The sequence below is a fragment of the Pedobacter frigidisoli genome (assembly GCF_004331675.1).
In the GTDB taxonomy this organism is placed as follows: Bacteria; Bacteroidota; Bacteroidia; order Sphingobacteriales; family Sphingobacteriaceae; genus Pedobacter; species Pedobacter frigidisoli.
Window position 1 is genome coordinate 33,105 of the sequence record NZ_SJSN01000010.1, and the last position, 14,965, is coordinate 48,069.

The 14,965-nt window shown below is 37.2% G+C and carries 14 protein-coding genes and 1 pseudogene; 13 read left to right on the forward strand and 2 right to left on the reverse strand.

Annotated features, from left to right (window positions below; genetic code table 11):
- The first annotated feature begins 168 nt into the window (after positions 1-168).
- The 10 genes and pseudogenes from EZ449_RS13495 (at position 169) to EZ449_RS13540 (ending at position 10,558) form a co-directional block, all read left to right on the forward strand.
- Positions 169-2,637, forward strand: a complete 2,469-nt coding sequence (locus tag EZ449_RS13495; protein ID WP_131559648.1) for a PIG-L family deacetylase — start codon at positions 169-171, stop codon at positions 2,635-2,637.
- Positions 2,638-2,700: 63 nt separating this feature from the next.
- Positions 2,701-2,922, forward strand: a complete 222-nt coding sequence (locus EZ449_RS13500; protein ID WP_131559650.1) for a hypothetical protein — start codon at positions 2,701-2,703, stop codon at positions 2,920-2,922.
- Positions 2,903-3,337 carry a putative toxin-antitoxin system toxin component, PIN family gene (locus tag EZ449_RS13505; protein ID WP_131559653.1) on the forward strand — a complete coding sequence of 145 codons (435 nt, stop codon included), beginning with the start codon at positions 2,903-2,905 and terminating at the stop codon, positions 3,335-3,337. The genes EZ449_RS13500 and EZ449_RS13505 overlap by 20 nt, the downstream gene beginning before the upstream one ends.
- A gap of 118 nt (positions 3,338-3,455) precedes the next feature.
- Entirely contained in the window at positions 3,456-5,147 is a 1,692-nt protein-coding gene (locus EZ449_RS13510; protein ID WP_131559655.1) for a sodium:solute symporter, read from the forward strand.
- Between the two features lie 35 nt (positions 5,148-5,182).
- Complete coding sequence (locus tag EZ449_RS13515) at positions 5,183-5,701, forward strand: DUF2911 domain-containing protein (RefSeq protein WP_131559657.1); 519 nt, start codon at positions 5,183-5,185, stop codon at positions 5,699-5,701.
- Between the two features lie 746 nt (positions 5,702-6,447).
- Entirely contained in the window at positions 6,448-8,532 is a 2,085-nt protein-coding gene (locus EZ449_RS13520) for a glycoside hydrolase domain-containing protein (protein WP_131559659.1), read from the forward strand.
- Between the two features lie 94 nt (positions 8,533-8,626).
- Positions 8,627-8,818, forward strand: a complete 192-nt coding sequence (locus EZ449_RS13525; RefSeq protein WP_131559661.1) for a hypothetical protein — start codon at positions 8,627-8,629, stop codon at positions 8,816-8,818.
- A 629-nt stretch (positions 8,819-9,447) separates the two neighbouring features.
- Entirely contained in the window at positions 9,448-9,705 is a 258-nt protein-coding gene (locus EZ449_RS13530; protein WP_131559664.1) for a hypothetical protein, read from the forward strand.
- Positions 9,663-10,022 (forward strand): annotated as a pseudogene (locus EZ449_RS13535) (OmpA family protein); the annotation flags it as partial. The gene EZ449_RS13530 and the pseudogene EZ449_RS13535, both read left to right, overlap by 43 nt.
- 80 nt (positions 10,023-10,102) lie before the next feature.
- Positions 10,103-10,558, forward strand: coding sequence for an NUDIX domain-containing protein (locus EZ449_RS13540; protein ID WP_131559666.1), 456 nt, complete (start codon positions 10,103-10,105; stop codon positions 10,556-10,558).
- Here EZ449_RS13540 and EZ449_RS13545 read toward each other — a convergent pair.
- Positions 10,555-11,658, reverse strand: a complete 1,104-nt coding sequence (locus tag EZ449_RS13545; protein ID WP_131559668.1) for a DNA alkylation repair protein — start codon at positions 11,656-11,658, stop codon at positions 10,555-10,557. The two genes, EZ449_RS13540 and EZ449_RS13545, sit on opposite strands and share 4 nt — an antisense overlap.
- Before the next feature lie 153 nt (positions 11,659-11,811).
- Between EZ449_RS13545 and EZ449_RS13550 the strand changes: the two genes are divergently transcribed.
- The 3 genes from EZ449_RS13550 (at position 11,812) to EZ449_RS13560 (ending at position 13,604) form a co-directional block, all read left to right on the forward strand.
- A complete protein-coding gene (locus EZ449_RS13550) occupies positions 11,812-12,663 on the forward strand; it encodes an NAD(P)-dependent oxidoreductase (protein ID WP_131559670.1) in 852 nt (283 codons plus the stop codon).
- Between the two features lie 93 nt (positions 12,664-12,756).
- Positions 12,757-12,996 (forward strand): hypothetical protein, encoded by a 240-nt coding sequence (locus tag EZ449_RS13555; RefSeq protein WP_131559672.1) that lies wholly within the window; start codon positions 12,757-12,759, stop codon positions 12,994-12,996.
- 8 nt (positions 12,997-13,004) lie between these two features.
- Positions 13,005-13,604, forward strand: coding sequence for a hypothetical protein (locus EZ449_RS13560; protein WP_131559674.1), 600 nt, complete (start codon positions 13,005-13,007; stop codon positions 13,602-13,604).
- Positions 13,605-13,617: 13 nt separating this feature from the next.
- On the opposite strand, the gene EZ449_RS13565 is transcribed toward EZ449_RS13560, so the two are convergent.
- Positions 13,618-14,964: a hypothetical protein gene (locus EZ449_RS13565; RefSeq protein ID WP_131559676.1), complete on the reverse strand. Its 1,347-nt coding sequence runs from the start codon at positions 14,962-14,964 to the stop codon at positions 13,618-13,620.
- Between the last annotated feature and the right edge of the window lies 1 nt (position 14,965).

Consider the following 14,965-nt stretch of genomic DNA (forward strand, 5'->3'; position numbering starts at 1 on the left):
TCTTAAAATTTTTTCCATAATTCCGGCTTAAAATTTTATTATGTAGCCCATAATATACTTTAGGTTTTCAGTTCCCCCTTTAGGGAGCAAGGGGGTTTGTACCTTTTTCGTTTCCAACTACTCGAAATAAAACCATTTTAAGCATATTTGCTACACAAAGCAAATTCTATGTTTAAGAGACTAACCGTAATATATATTCTTGGTTTTTTCACGATTTCAGCATCGGCCCAACAAATAAGGCCAGCAAAATCGTCAGAAATTTATCGAGAATTGAAAACATTGAGGCATATTCCCAAGGTTCTTTATTTGGCCGCACATCCCGATGATGAAAATACAGGTTTACTATCGTGGTTAATCAATGATCAAAATGTAGAAACCGGATATTTATCACTAACCAGAGGAGATGGCGGACAAAATTTACTGGGAACAGAACAAGGTGCAGCTTTAGGATTAATCCGAACACATGAACTTTTAGAAGCCAGAAAACTAGATGGCGCACAACAGTTTTTTACCCGAGCTATCGATTTTGGTTTCTCTAAAAATACAGAAGATACCTTTAAACAATGGGATGCAGATAGTATCACTGCCGATGTAGTTTGGGTAATCCGTAAATTTCGTCCAGACGTAATTATTTGTCGTTTCCCGCCAACCGCTGCGGCAGGCCACGGCCAACATGCTGCATCTGCAGTTGTAGCTGAAAAAGCATTTAAGTTGGCTGGAGATAAAACTGCATTTCCTAACCAATTGAAATATGTTGATGTTTGGCAACCCAAAAGAGTGCTTTGGAATACTTTCCGTTTTGGTTCGGTAAATACTACAGCAGAAAATCAGCTAAAGGCTAATGTTGGTCAATACGATGCGCAGTTGGGAATGGGTTATGGCGAACTGGCAGGATTAAGTAGAAGTTTGCATAAAAGTCAGGGCGCCGGAACGCAATCTGTTGCGGGCATTCGGACGGAATACTTTACACATGTATTAGGAAATCCAGCAAAAACATCTTTATTTGATCGGATCCCGATGAATTGGTCGGAAAAAGGAATTGGAGATATTGATGAATTGATCGACATTGTTCTTTTATCGTTCGACTATAATCACCCCGATAAAAGTTTACACGGCCTTTTAATGCTTAGGAAAAAGATAGCGGAGCTTCAAGATTTGAATTTGAGAAAAGAAAAACTTGCAGCCATCGATCACATCATTTTAAGCTGTACAGGTTTTATGGGCGAAGTGGTTACGAACCAGCCAGAGGCCATCGCTGGAAATGGTTATAACTTTCGCTTAAATGTAATCGCCAGATCATCAACCGCTGTAATTTTGGAACAGATAAATTGGATCAATCAAACTGATAATTTAAATAGAAAGATCTCTGGAGATTCATTAATTACGATAGAGCGCAAAATTCAACTTCCTGCTAATGCTGCCACAACCGAGCCTTATTGGTTAGAAGAGCCAGCGAAAAACGCCGCAACTTTTAGCGTGGCCAACGATACATTAATTGGTTTGCCAGAAGCAGAATCTGCATTGAATGTTATCATTTCTTTAAAAATAGAGTCAGAAAAATTCGCGATCAAATTGCCGCTTTCCTATAAAAAACTAGATCCCGTTAAAGGGGATATTGTAGAAGTCTTGAGGATTGTTCCTGCCTTAGATTTAAGTTTTACCGAACCTGTTTATTTCGCAAGGGAGAAAGAGGGTTTATCAGTATCCTTAAAATTAAAAGCGAATAAAAATATTAATTATGGTAAGGTAACTTTCAAAATAGGAAATATCATAGTGAAAACTTTCACAGGTTTAAATCTGCTTGAAAATACCGTTACCATTAAGGATTTTCTTATTCCGGTGGAGGATTTAGCGAAGATTAAGACTAGCCAAAATAAATTGGAGGCAGTTTTTTCTTCAGAAAGTAATGAATTTACTAAAGGGCAAGTGCTTATTCAATATCCGCATTTGCCAACACTGCAATATTTCGTGCCAGCAACAACTTGGTTGTTAAAAGGTGATGTAAAAGTGCTCGCTAAAAAAGTTGGTTACATTGAGGGCGCTGGTGACTTAATTCCGGAATTTTTAAGACAAGCGGGCATTCAGGTAGATGTATTAAATGAGGCCGATATCCTTAATCCAATTAAGTTGGCCAGTTATGATGCAGTTGTAACAGGCGTTCGGGTAATCAACACTGAAAAGAGAATCAAAAATTGGCAAGTGGCGCTAAAAACTTATGTAGAAAATGGAGGTACAATTGTAATGCAATATAATACCACCCAAGATATGGCCCTGCAGGATTTTGGAGTTTATCCTTTCAGTATCAGCGGCAAAAGAGTAACGGAAGAAAATGCAGCCGTAAAGTTTTTAAACCCTAATCATAAACTTCTTAACTATCCCAACAAAATAACGGATGCAGATTTTACAGGCTGGGTGCAAGAACGTGGTGCTTATTTCCCCGATAAATGGGATGATAAATATGAGCCTCTTTTTGAAATGAATGATACTGGAGAAGAGCCTTTGAAAGGATCGACACTATATGCGAAATACGGGAAAGGGAATTTTATTTATACCCCTTTAGCATTTTTCAGACAGTTGCCTGCCGGAAATGTTGGTGCAGCAAGGTTGTTTTTTAATTTTATCTCGGCAGGAAAATAAAAATATAATGAGTTACATTTTCCGTTGAATAGAAAATTGTTTTCTTTTAATTAAATTTGAGCTATGGAAAGCATGCGAATTGATATATTAAACCCAAAAGCCGTGAGGCTATTAAAAGATTTAGCAGCTTTAAATCTCATCACAATTCAAGATACTTCTAAAAATAGTTTTGCAGCGCTATTGAGAAAATTAAGATCTAAATCTAAAGCTACACCCACACTTGAAGAAATAACAAAGGAGGTAGAGTTGGTAAGATCTAAGCGTTATGCAAAATCGGAGAAGTAGGATAATTATTGATACAAATCTTTGGATTAGCTTCTTAATTACTAAAGATTTTTCCAAGCTCGATAAAATTATTTTCTCAAAAAAGGCCATACTCATATTCAGCCAAGAGTTGTTAGATGAATTTTTGCAAGTGGTTCAACGGCCAAAGCTTAAAAGATATTTTCTTCAAACAGATTTGGAAGATATACTAGAAGCTATTGGTGAGTATGCTGAATTTGTTGAAGTTACAACAGCCACAAAAATTTGTAGAGACGAAAAGGATAATTTTTTGCTATCTCTTTCTGAATATGGTAATGTAGATTTTCTCTTAACAGGCGATAAGGATTTATTAATTCTTAATCCTTATGGAAAAACCACGATCACTACAATTTCTACTTTTATGGCAAATGATTTTCACAAAATCCTAGCTAAATAATATCAATCCAAAAATACATGAATAAGCGGTTCAAAAACTGGAATACTTGGTACATACTTTTGGCCCTCGCACTGGTTTTTCAAATCATTTTCTATTACCTTTTTACTAAATTTTGGGCATGAGTAATATCGATTGGTTCGTACTCATTTTTACACTTCTTGCCGTTGTTACTTACGGTGTTTTCATCGGCCGCGGACAAAAAAGCAATGAATCTTATCTTAAGGCAGACAATAAAATGCCTTGGTACATTGTGCTTTTGGGTATTATGGCTACTCAGGCCAGCGCTATCACTTTTCTATCGGCACCTGGCCAAGCCTATACCGATGGAATGCGTTTCGTACAGTATTATTTCGGTTTGCCATTGGCAATGATCGTGATCTGTATTACTTTCATTCCCATCTTTCAGCGTTTAAATGTTTACACCGCTTACGAGTATCTGGAGCAACGCTTCGATAAAAAAACAAGGGTATTAACTTCCTTACTTTTCCTTTTTTCCCGAGGATTATCAACCGGAATTAGTATTTATGCACCAAGTATAATCCTCTCAAGTGTTTTAAATTGGAACATTTATTTAACTAATGTTTTAACCGGTGGAATACTGTTGATCTACACTTATGTCGGCGGGGCAAAAGCAATTGCTCATACCCAAAAGCTTCAGTTTTTGATCATTATTGGAACGATGGCTTTTGCAGGATATTTATTGGTGCAAAATATGCCAAATGGTGTTGGTTTTAGTGATGCACTATACCTTGCAGGCAAATCTGGTAAGTTAAATGTAATTACAACCGATTTCGATTGGAAAGATAAATACAACATTTGGAGTGGATTAATCGGAGGTTTTTTTCTTGCACTTTCTTACTTTGGTACCGATCAAAGTCAGGTGGGGCGATACATCACCGCTAAAGATAATACCAATGCAAAAATGGGTTTGTTGTTAAATGGCTTGGTTAAAATTCCGATGCAGTTTGCCATTCTTTTAATAGGTGCATTGCTATTTGCTTTCTTTTCCTTAAAACCCGCACCAATATATTTTAACGAGCGTTCTTATCAATATTTAAAGGAAAGTCAGCCACAACAAGCGGACGTTTTCGAAAAGGAACATCAAGTTTTAGAACAGCAATTTAATAATCAATCCAAGTTGATTCTTGATCAAAAGGAAAATCAATCGGCAAAACTAAACCAATCGATAGCAAGTTTTAAAACCACTCAAACGGCTATAAAAGCACTTCACGGTAGGGTAGAAGAAGCCATTAATAAGTCCAATTATAATGCAGAGAAAACCGATACTAATTATATCTTTTTATACTTCGTAAAAAACACCTTACCTGTTGGCATGATCGGCTTATTATTTGCCGTAATATTTCTGGCCAGTTGGGGCTCAATTTCTGCGGCCTTAAATTCACTCGCGGCATGTTCATTAAAAGATGTACACTTAATTTTCAATAAAAAACAACTTGATGATGCTACAGAATTACGATACAGTAGACTCCACACTTTAGCTTGGGGGATATTTTCCATCGCAGTAGCCATGTTCGCCACGCAAATGGGTTCGTTAATTGAAGCCGTTAATGTTTTGGGGTCACTTTTTTACGGACCGATTTTAGGTATCTTCTTGGTTGCATTTTATTTTAAGAAGATAGATGGAATGTTGGTTTTTATTTCTGCCATCTTATCAGAAATTGCCGTAATTACCGTTTATGAATTAGATATTGTATCGTTTCTTTGGTTAAATGTAATTGGTGCCGCAGCGGTTATCATTTTTTCGACCGTAGGATTATTATTTTATCGTCCCAAAGCGCTAAATTCGTAAAATTAAAAACAACAAAAACAGATAAATATAATACTATGAAAACGATGATTAAATCTATCGCCTTGCTTTTTACAGCAATAACGATTTCGGTAAGTGCGATGGCACAAGATGCTCAACCAAAACCAAGTCCGGCTGCTACAGCCACAGGTAAAGTTAAGGGCGCAACAATTACAATTTCATACAGCAGCCCTGCCGTAAAGGGCCGTAAAATTTGGGGTGGTTTAGAGGCTTACGACAAAGTTTGGCGTGCTGGAGCAAACGAAGCAACCACTTTCGAAACCGATAAGGATATTATGGTAGAAGGTAAGGCACTTGCTGCTGGAAAATACAGTTTCTTCCTAATCCCTAAAGAAAGTGGAACATGGACGGCGATTTTCAATAAAGAGCCTAAGCAATGGGGCGCTTACAAATATGAAGAAGCAAAAGATGTTTTACGTGTTGATGTGAAAACCAAAGCATTAAAAGCCACACAAGAGCGCTTGGTTTATAAAATTACCAAAAGCGGTTTCTCTTTAGATTGGGATAAAATCTCAGTTCCAGTAATGATCAAATAAGAACTTCAAATTTATAGGAGAGCCATTTCGATTTATCGGAATGGCTTTTTTGTTTTATGGAAACCTTGATTCAATTTAGATATTGATGTAAATTTTAATCTGGGCGTTTTAATCCCGAAAAATCGGGATCCGCTGTATTTTTTTTGGTAGAAAAAGCCAAAAGTTTGCCCCTTTCATCCTACCGTGTACCCACATCTTTTATTGTGAGTTTTTGAACGATTTGCTGACTTCCTTACATTAAAAGCAGGTCTTACCGAAGAACTCCGTCAATCCCAAGTGGCAGGAAAATCAAAAAAACAGGTGCATTAAAGAACAACCAGCACTACCAAACCTAAAACGCAGTGGTTTTGTGAAAATACTCTACAAAACTTTCATTTAGCAGGCACGAACAAAACAAAGTGCCTCTGTTTTTTTGATGAGCGGTGGATTGTGTGGAGCCACCTTGCTGGATTGAAATGCATTTTTGCATACTTTTGATGCCTCAAAAGTTTGTGCCCTGCGGCATCAGCAGAAAGATAAATCATAATTTAAAGAGAATATTGTGGGTACACGGTAGGCTTCCATCGTTAACGCTAGCAAACCGCAAAAAACTATTTAATGTTTTAACTACCATTCTTATCGAAATCTTCGGGTTTTAAATACAATTAGAGCAGAATTAAATCTCTTACGTAAAGAACCTAAAACATAATATGTACTTCATCTTAAAATGCTATTTTAGGCGAAACAAAAAAGCAACATCCTATAAAATGAAGTTTTCCACGACAATAATTATCTTTCTTTCACTTATTCACTTAAACGTTTTAGCGCAACAGAAAGCGGATAATTTTTCAATTCTTGAGAAAAGGCCTGTTGATTTGGTCAATGTCTTTTTGGGTTCCTCAGCCGATCATGGGCAAATGTCTCCTGCGGCCTCCTATCCATTTAGCATGTTAAGCATTGGTCCACAAACCTATCCAAAAACACATACCGGTTATGAATATCTGGCCAAGAAATTTGAGGGTTTTACGCATAACCGTTTCGAGGGCGTAGGTTGCCAAGGATCTGGAGGAAATATTTTCATTAAACCTTTTTTAGGGAATGATGCCGATCAATCCGTATTAATTAAGTCATCAGAAAAAGCTTCGCCAGGTTATTATGAGGTTGGTTTTGAAAATAAGATTAAGGCAAGTTTTGCTGTTTTAGGTAATGCTGGCAAGCATGTATATCAATTTCCAAAGGGAGAAAAGGGAGTTTTTCTCGATTTGGGTTATGCATTTAATGGCGCTTTCGTGGCCGAAGAGCATACTCTCGTTGGAAATGCCATTAGCGGTTGGGTAGAATCGAAAACAACCTGCGGTGCAGGGAAATATCGCATCTATTATTATTTGGAACTAAATGGAAATGCGAACTGGCAGAAGTTATCCGATCATAAATTGGTTGTGAAACTAGATCCAAATGCTACATCGGCAGAGATTAACATTGCACTTTCTTCTGTGAGCGCTGAAGCCGCAAAAATAGCCATCAATAAGAAAACGCTACAAGAGATTAAATCGCAGAGCAGTACAGATTGGAACACCAATCTTTCTAAAATTGCGGTAACTGGCGATATGGAAAGTGCCAAATTATTCTATTCCTTGCTTTACCGCACCATGCAGTCGCCTTATGTAATTTCAGAAGCTGATGGACAATATCGAAACACAAAGGGTGAACTGCAAAAAGATAAGGAAATTCGTTATAATGGCTGGGCAATTTGGGATAATTACCGCACTCAATTGCCATTGCTTTCATTGATAGCGCAAGATCGATATGCAGGAATGGTAAGCTCAATTGCCGATCTTTATAATTCTGGCAAGAAAGATTATGCGGGGCAGAATGAGCCATCAAACACCGTTCGGTCTGAACATGCAATCGTTGTTTTGGTAGATGCCTATCGCAAAGGTTATCCAGTAGATTTTAGCAAAATCGCAGATTCATTGGTGAAAGAGGTTAATGGTTTGGATTATAAATCGCCAGATAAAGCTTTAGAATCAAGCTATGATAATTGGGCGCTTTCAGAAATTTTTAAAATATTGAATAACCAAGAGAAAGCCGTTTTTTACAAAAATAAGGCCCTAGAGTACAAAAAATATTGGAACAAGGATTTTAAGGATATGGGTAAACGCGATGTAGATCAAATGCAGGCTCGTGGTTTATATCAAGGGACCATTTGGCAATATAGGTGGTTTGTTCCTTACGATTTTAAGGGGTTAATTGAGTTAGATGGTGGAGAGCAATCTTATCTAGCAAAGTTGGATGAATTTTTTGCCAAGGATTTATATAACCATGCCAATGAGCCCGATCTTCAGGTTCCACTAATGTATAATGTAACCAAAGCTGGGTATAAATCTCAATATTGGATGCATCAAATAGCTGCCGATACGGTTATCCAAAATTACTTTAACGATAACAGTAGAGGCATAGGTTCGTTTATCGGGAAGATTTATAAAAATCAACCACAAGCCTATTTGCGAACCATGGATGATGATGCTGGAGCGATGAGCGCTTGGTATGTTTTTACAGCGAGTGGTTTTTCTCCAGCTTGTGTCGGCTGGCCAGTGTACTATCTAAATGTCCCTTTATTTCCCACAGTAACATACAATTTACCAAAGGGAAAATCCTTTAAAATTATAACAGAGAACTTTAGCCTTAAAAATAAGTACATAAAATCAGTTACCCTAAATGGAAAGCCTTTCAACAAAAATTATATTACACAGGCTGAAATCTATGCAGGAGGGGTTTTGAAGATTGCTTCATCAGCAACGCCTGTTAAGATCTCTACAACCGAAAATTGGATATCGAGTATAGAAAAGTAAGTCGAGTTTGGAAGATCCCAAATATGAATTTATTGATCAACTCTGACAAACAAATTCACCAAATCCATGTTTTTGATATATAAAACGATACGACATGGCACCTTTAAAATTAAGCGAAGAACAGCATGCTACATTAAGCAATAGAAGCACAGTAAAAGAAGTTAACGATCAACTTTTAGAACTTCATCCAGAAGCCTATAAAGTTAAAGGGCCATCGCCCGATAAAATGAAGTCAGTATCAGCATCATTGAAAAGCTATGCGCATGGCTTATATGGTTTGCTTTAATACCGACCATCAAATTCTTTTAAAATTATTAGAGGCGATCTTACTAGATTCCGCCTCTTTTTTTGATTAATTATTTCCCCGCTCTGCGTATTTCAAAATAATTTAGGGTAATTTTTTGCCCATAATTATTTCCCAAAGTCTGAAATCATTGAAACTCCTGACGCCTTGTAAATTCCTTTCGTTTTGCATGAGGCCTATTTCATAATTATTTTTTTAGGTAACATAAAAGTTAAGGGTATTTATTTCCTCATTTTCAAATCCCGTTTTCCCCGATGTGGTTATTTATTTCCTCACCTAAATTTTCCGTAAACCATTAATCATGTCTTATTCCCAAAATAGCGCTTATCGGTGTATTTGGATTGGTTTTTGGTTTAATCGTGCGACTAAAGGTAGCGCTCTATAAAAACACATCTGGCCATCCTTAGCAATATTTTAAATAATTTTTTTGACTAAGTAAGTATTATCCTCTCAATGCATTTCATACCACTCTAATAAGGATCCTCTTGCAGCTGAAAGCTAAGCGCATAATTCTTACCTCTAAATATTGTCGAGCCAATTGCGCTCAGCGAAGAATTTTATATAACCCTTAAATCGAGCATCAATTGCGAATGCTTTTTTAATTCAATGATATGAAAAAACACCTACTCCTAAGTTTGGGCTTAATGTTTAGTATTTTAACTGTTGTTGCCCAGCAGAAAGTAAAAGATGGTACCGTAACCGGTTCAAATTTGCCTAATAAAGATGCCATACTAGAGCTTGAAAGTTCTAATAAGGGGCTTTTGCATGTAAGGGTAACACTAAAGGCGACAACCAATGCTTTTCCATTAACCGCACACGTTGCAGGTATGATTTCGATAAATCTAACATCAGACCGGATGCAGCTATAGAATTGGATAAGTTAGTGAAGATTATGAAGGACAATCCAACGATCTGGATCGAACTGGGATCACATACCGATAGCCGAGGCAACGACCAATATAACCAATGGCTATCGCAGAGCAGGGCAAACTCGGCGGTGCAGTACATCATCGATCGTGGTATCGAGAAGAACAGGATCACGGCAAAGGGATATGGAGAAAGCATGTTGTTGAACAAATGTTCAAATGGTGTGAAGTGTTCTGAGGCAGACCACCAGCTGAATAGAAGAACGGAGTTTAAATTACCAAACAATAAATCAATATATCAACCAAAAACACAAATGTAAAGCCACCGGAGGAGAAAAACTTAGGTGGCTTTTTTGATTGATTAATTAAGATTTTAAATTCTGAAAAGTTAACTTGCATAATGAGACAAAGTGCAGGTTTATTACTTTTTCGTAAAACGGATAAGGGATTAGAGTTCTTTCTTATTCACCCTGGTGGACCTATTTTTGCAAAAAGGGATTTGGGCGTATGGTCAGTACCAAAAGGTGAACTGGATGCAAACGAGGAACCACTCGATGCAGCCATTAGAGAATTTGAAGAAGAAGTAGGAACAAGGATAAATGGAGATTTTATTGAGTTAAATCCCATCATCCAAAAGGGAGGAAAAAGAGTTTTGTGCTGGGCTATTGAGGGCAATATAGATCCTGCAACATTAGTGAGCAATACTTTTGAAATGGAATGGCCGCCAAAATCTGGCAAAAAGCAAAGCTTTGTTGAGGTAGATAGAGGGAATTGGTTTAATTATGAAGATGCTATTAAAGCGATAAAAGATCGACAGATTCCATTGCTTGATGAACTGATTTCGATTATTGGCTAGGCCATCAGTTCAAAATAAGAAATCTCCTTTTCTGATCCATTGATGATGATCGAAATTTGATGATCTCCTAGATGTAACTTTCTGGTGGTAATTAAAACGAACTTTTGTTTTCGTATAATACTTACTTCAGCATGGGCTGGATAAATCCTTTCAGAGATTTTATAGACCTTTTTAGTGTTTTGTCCGTTTTGCTTTTTATAGTAAATGGCATATTCCAACCTCACTTTTTGTTCAGTCAGGTTTTCATTTTTAATGATGAAAGAAAATGACAAACTTCCGCCAATATTTACTTCTGGAGTTAAAATTTTGAAGTTGCTTAAAGAAATTCCCTTATCATCCAAGCCATAATGTTTTAAAATTTCTGCATGGCCTTGCTTTAATAATGTTCTGCTGCCATGTTTAATAATTGCATCTGTTTCGGTACCCAACCCCGACCAACGTTTTGCAATATCCATTACTATTTGCGGGTGATCCTTAGCAATATCATTTAAGTTGTTGGCCACGCTTCTTCTCACATATTCAGATGGATCTTTCTTCAGGTTTTCAAGTATAGGCAAAATGGAGGTTGGATCTTTTTTCAAGAAAGGAATGCCCATTGCCCAAGGCAAACGTGGACGGCTGCCCTCACTGGCCAGTCTCCTCACTTTGTGGCTTGTATGTAACGACCAATTATTCATTTTCTGAATCATTTTGACTTCGTATTTTAATATAAACGGACGAACAGCAAATTCACAGCTTACAAATTGGGTTACAAATTCGAGTGCTTCAACCGATTCTTCGAAATGATTAATTCCATATTTTTCTAAATAATCGGGGATGAACATGTAGGCCAATCCATCTTCCCCAATTCCCTCGATTCGCAATTGCGAAATGGTTTTTTTGATGAGCGCAATGGCTTGAGGATAATCATTCGGTAAAAATTGATGCAACACCACAGCCGTATGTTCCATCCTTTCCTTTAATTCTTTCGATTCAAAACCCGATGTGTAAATCTTCTTGATAAACTTTGATTTATCAAAATCGGGAACCGTAATCACCAATGCATCGGCTAATCGATTGTAAAAAGTAGGCGAATATAAATCCTTAAGTAAGCTGCTCATGTGAGCAAATTTAGGTTTTGTGTTGGTGATATTCCTTAAATGTTTTAAACATTCAAAAACCTTTTTGGCAAGCTTAATTCTAGAAAAATAAAATATTTCCCCACCATTTAAGCCTTTTCTTTTGCAAATTTGTTAATCATCAAAACAACAAAAATGAGTACAAGTAAAATAGGGTGGATTGGTCTTGGTAATATGGGGATTCCGATGGCGGAGCAACTGATTAAAGCCGGTTATGCGGTTACGGTTTACAATCGAAGCAAGGAAAAGGAAGCTGCATTAATGGAAATGGGTGCTTCCATAGCGCAATCGCCAAAAGAACTGATTCAGGAAACGGATGTAATTATGATCATGGTTTCTGATGATGAAGCCATTAAACAAATCTTTGAAAGCGATGGCGGTTTGTTGGAAGCAAAAACTTTAGGAAAAGTCATCATCAATATGAGTACGGTTTCGCCAACAATCTCCAAGGAAATGGCAGCAAAATGTGTTGAGCAAGGAAACAATTATCTGGATGCGCCGGTTTCTGGAAGTGTAAAGCAAGCCGAAACTGGTCAGTTGGTGATTATGGTTGGAGGGGAAAATAACGCTTGCGAGAAAGTAAGGCCAATATTAGAGAATTTGGGTAAAATGGTTTTATTAGTTGGTGAGAATGGCGCTGGAAATCAGGCTAAATTGGCCATAAATTCATTGTTAGCGCTTTATACCCAAGGTTTGGCCGAAACTATTCTATTCGCGAACTCAAACGGAATTAAAACCGAAGACCTGTTAAGCCTCATCAATAACGCAGCAATTGGAAATATTTTTACCAAAATTAAAGGCGATGCTATTCTGAACGACAATTATAAAGCGGCCTTTGCATTAAAACATATTGTAAAGGATTTAAGGTTGGCGCAGGATGAAGGAATTTCATCGCCATTGGCTAAAACAGCCTTAAAAACTTTTGAAGATGCAGCAGCTGAGTTCGGTGAAGAGGATTTGATAGCCGTAATTAAGGCATTGAAATAATTTGGATTTGTTCTTATATTGATACTGAGGATTATTATCTATTTAAACATTTTTTGATTTTGTATCTTTACTTAACACCTTAAATAAATTGTGATGAAAACGAATTCCATTGTAGATAAGCTGCTCGAGGTAAACACCAATATGGACGAATTGGGCAAGCAATTGGCTTTTGAAAGAGGAAATCCTTATTATGCACAGTTTTCTGAAGATGGTGGCTATTGGAGGAAAGAACTTCCAACCGGTGAGAAGTTCGTTGTTGAGGTGGAAATTATTTGTGATGATCAAGGTATGCCAAAAGAAATTAAGGATACCATTATAAGACAAATTGCGTAAAAATTAATATGCCCGAACTGATCTTTGTAGCAGGATGTAATGCAGCTGGAAAATCTACTTTCATAAGAACAAAACTTAGTTCTCTAGAAGGCTATGAGGTTTTTATGACTGATGTTTACAAAAGCAGGACAAAGGAACTGGTCAGCATTGCCTTAAAATCGGGTAAAAATATCATTTTGGAAACGGTTTTTAATGATGCTTCGTTTCGAGAACTCGTAGATTTGGCAAATACGTTAGGATACGAAACTTCATTAATTGTTCTGTTTTTGGATAGCATGGAGCAATCATTCAAAAGGGTTGGTTTAAGAGCAATTGCACAAACAGGACTTCTGATTTCTGAGGGTAATGTTAAGCTCAACTTTAATGAAAGCTTTAAGAATGTAAGCGAGTATTTTCTTTATTTTAATCGAACTCAATTTATCTATACTGGTGTCGATACCGTAAACCAAAACATCGTGAGTTTTCAGCATGCAACCTTGGATAAATACATTAGTAACAACTTGAATTATATTCAAAACTTTGCCAAATACGGTCTTTCAAGGGGTAGGCTAGATCAGGTTGAATATGATGTAATCACAAGAAATAAAGATTATAACATGAATTCATAGGCTTTACTCTAACTTACATTTTCATTAATGCAGGATAAATTCTGATAAAAACCTGAGCGCCGATTGGGTTTTTGCCATAAAGATTATCCAACATCGCATTTGCCTTGTAAAGCGAAACTTGCCCGCCAATGGCAGTTCTAAATTTACCTAAGTTAAATACATCGTAATTAAGCCCCAAGCTTAACGCATTTACGCCGAAAAGTTTATGACCATAAATGGTTTCATCTAGATTTAATTCTTCTACAGATTTCTGCACCCACTCATAACGACTGTAAAAGGAGAATTTCTTTAAGCGATAGGCAGCCTCCAGCAAAGCTGCATTTTCACTTTCATGTCCTTTGGTTTTATTCATGCCCCATAAAACGGTAGCATTTAAGTTTTGCTCGTCACCAATTGGCAACGCATATATTGCCGAGGCAATAGTTCTGTTTACATCTTCGTTTTCGTGTAACTCTTCAGGACTTTTGATCCAGCCCTGCGAAACTTGCAAGGCCCAGTTTTTGTTTGGATTAAAGGATAATCTAGCACTGAAAGAATCAAATCGAGGTTTATCAAAATCGAAACGATTTTCGTTAGGCTCTCTTCCCGTGAACGAAGACGCCTCTATTTTAAACTTATTGTACCTAAAACCTAAAGTGGCCACACCAAAAGTAATGTGAGTTCCATCATTCCAATGGTGGGAAATTGGCGCATCGGGATTAGCCAATGCTGATGGACGATGCATAAATGCCACGGAACCAAGTGCCGGTTCTCCAGGATAACCAAGATAAAGGGTAAAGTCTGTTTTTTTTGAAAAAGCATAAGTGTAAGCAACAGAAAGTTCAGAAAATAAATCATGTGGGTGCTGTCGATCAACTAAAGGCTGACCTTTCCAGCTTTCACCAGTTTGAAATAAAAGCGGGTAACCAGCGCCGCCTTCTGTAAATCGATCCAAGGAAAGCATAGAACTGAAATGGAATAGACCTTTTTCGCCAACTTTTCGTTGACCCATAAACATAAACCAGTTGGGCGCATCAAATTTATCGCTACCACGACTTCCCTTCTTTTCAAGATCTTGATTGGTATAACGCAGTGTGATATTTCCATGCAACATATACATCCATTTTTTAGCATGAATCATCATGCCATACATTGGCGATGCATCTGGAAGCCATGCCGTACCAGATCCATTTCTTTGCATGGGAAGATTTAAGGAATAGGAATGGCTCATGGGAAATTCCATATCCATGTCGCCCATATCATGATCCATTTTTAGGGAATCATTTTTTGTAGAATCCTTTTTGGTATGCATTTCATGTTGTGCATTTGCACTGGCGAACGCGAAAATTAGTAGCGCCGATAACAAAACTTTGAGCTTCATT

Excerpts from the sequence above, each read along its gene's own strand:
- EZ449_RS13495 (WP_131559648.1), top strand. The coding sequence starts at position 169 with ATGTTTAAGAGACTAACCGTAATATATATTCTTGGTTTTTTCACGATT.
- EZ449_RS13500 (WP_131559650.1), top strand. The coding sequence starts at position 2,701 with ATGGAAAGCATGCGAATTGATATATTAAACCCAAAAGCCGTGAGGCTA.
- EZ449_RS13505 (WP_131559653.1), top strand. The coding sequence starts at position 2,903 with ATGCAAAATCGGAGAAGTAGGATAATTATTGATACAAATCTTTGGATT.
- EZ449_RS13510 (WP_131559655.1), top strand. The coding sequence starts at position 3,456 with ATGAGTAATATCGATTGGTTCGTACTCATTTTTACACTTCTTGCCGTT.
- EZ449_RS13515 (WP_131559657.1), top strand. The coding sequence starts at position 5,183 with ATGAAAACGATGATTAAATCTATCGCCTTGCTTTTTACAGCAATAACG.
- EZ449_RS13520 (WP_131559659.1), top strand. The coding sequence starts at position 6,448 with ATGAAGTTTTCCACGACAATAATTATCTTTCTTTCACTTATTCACTTA.
- EZ449_RS13525 (WP_131559661.1), top strand. The coding sequence starts at position 8,627 with ATGGCACCTTTAAAATTAAGCGAAGAACAGCATGCTACATTAAGCAAT.
- EZ449_RS13530 (WP_131559664.1), top strand. The coding sequence starts at position 9,448 with ATGAAAAAACACCTACTCCTAAGTTTGGGCTTAATGTTTAGTATTTTA.
- EZ449_RS13540 (WP_131559666.1), top strand. The coding sequence starts at position 10,103 with ATGAGACAAAGTGCAGGTTTATTACTTTTTCGTAAAACGGATAAGGGA.
- EZ449_RS13545 (WP_131559668.1), bottom strand. The coding sequence starts at position 11,658 with ATGAGCAGCTTACTTAAGGATTTATATTCGCCTACTTTTTACAATCGA.
- EZ449_RS13550 (WP_131559670.1), top strand. The coding sequence starts at position 11,812 with ATGAGTACAAGTAAAATAGGGTGGATTGGTCTTGGTAATATGGGGATT.
- EZ449_RS13555 (WP_131559672.1), top strand. The coding sequence starts at position 12,757 with ATGAAAACGAATTCCATTGTAGATAAGCTGCTCGAGGTAAACACCAAT.
- EZ449_RS13560 (WP_131559674.1), top strand. The coding sequence starts at position 13,005 with ATGCCCGAACTGATCTTTGTAGCAGGATGTAATGCAGCTGGAAAATCT.
- EZ449_RS13565 (WP_131559676.1), bottom strand. The coding sequence starts at position 14,964 with ATGAAGCTCAAAGTTTTGTTATCGGCGCTACTAATTTTCGCGTTCGCC.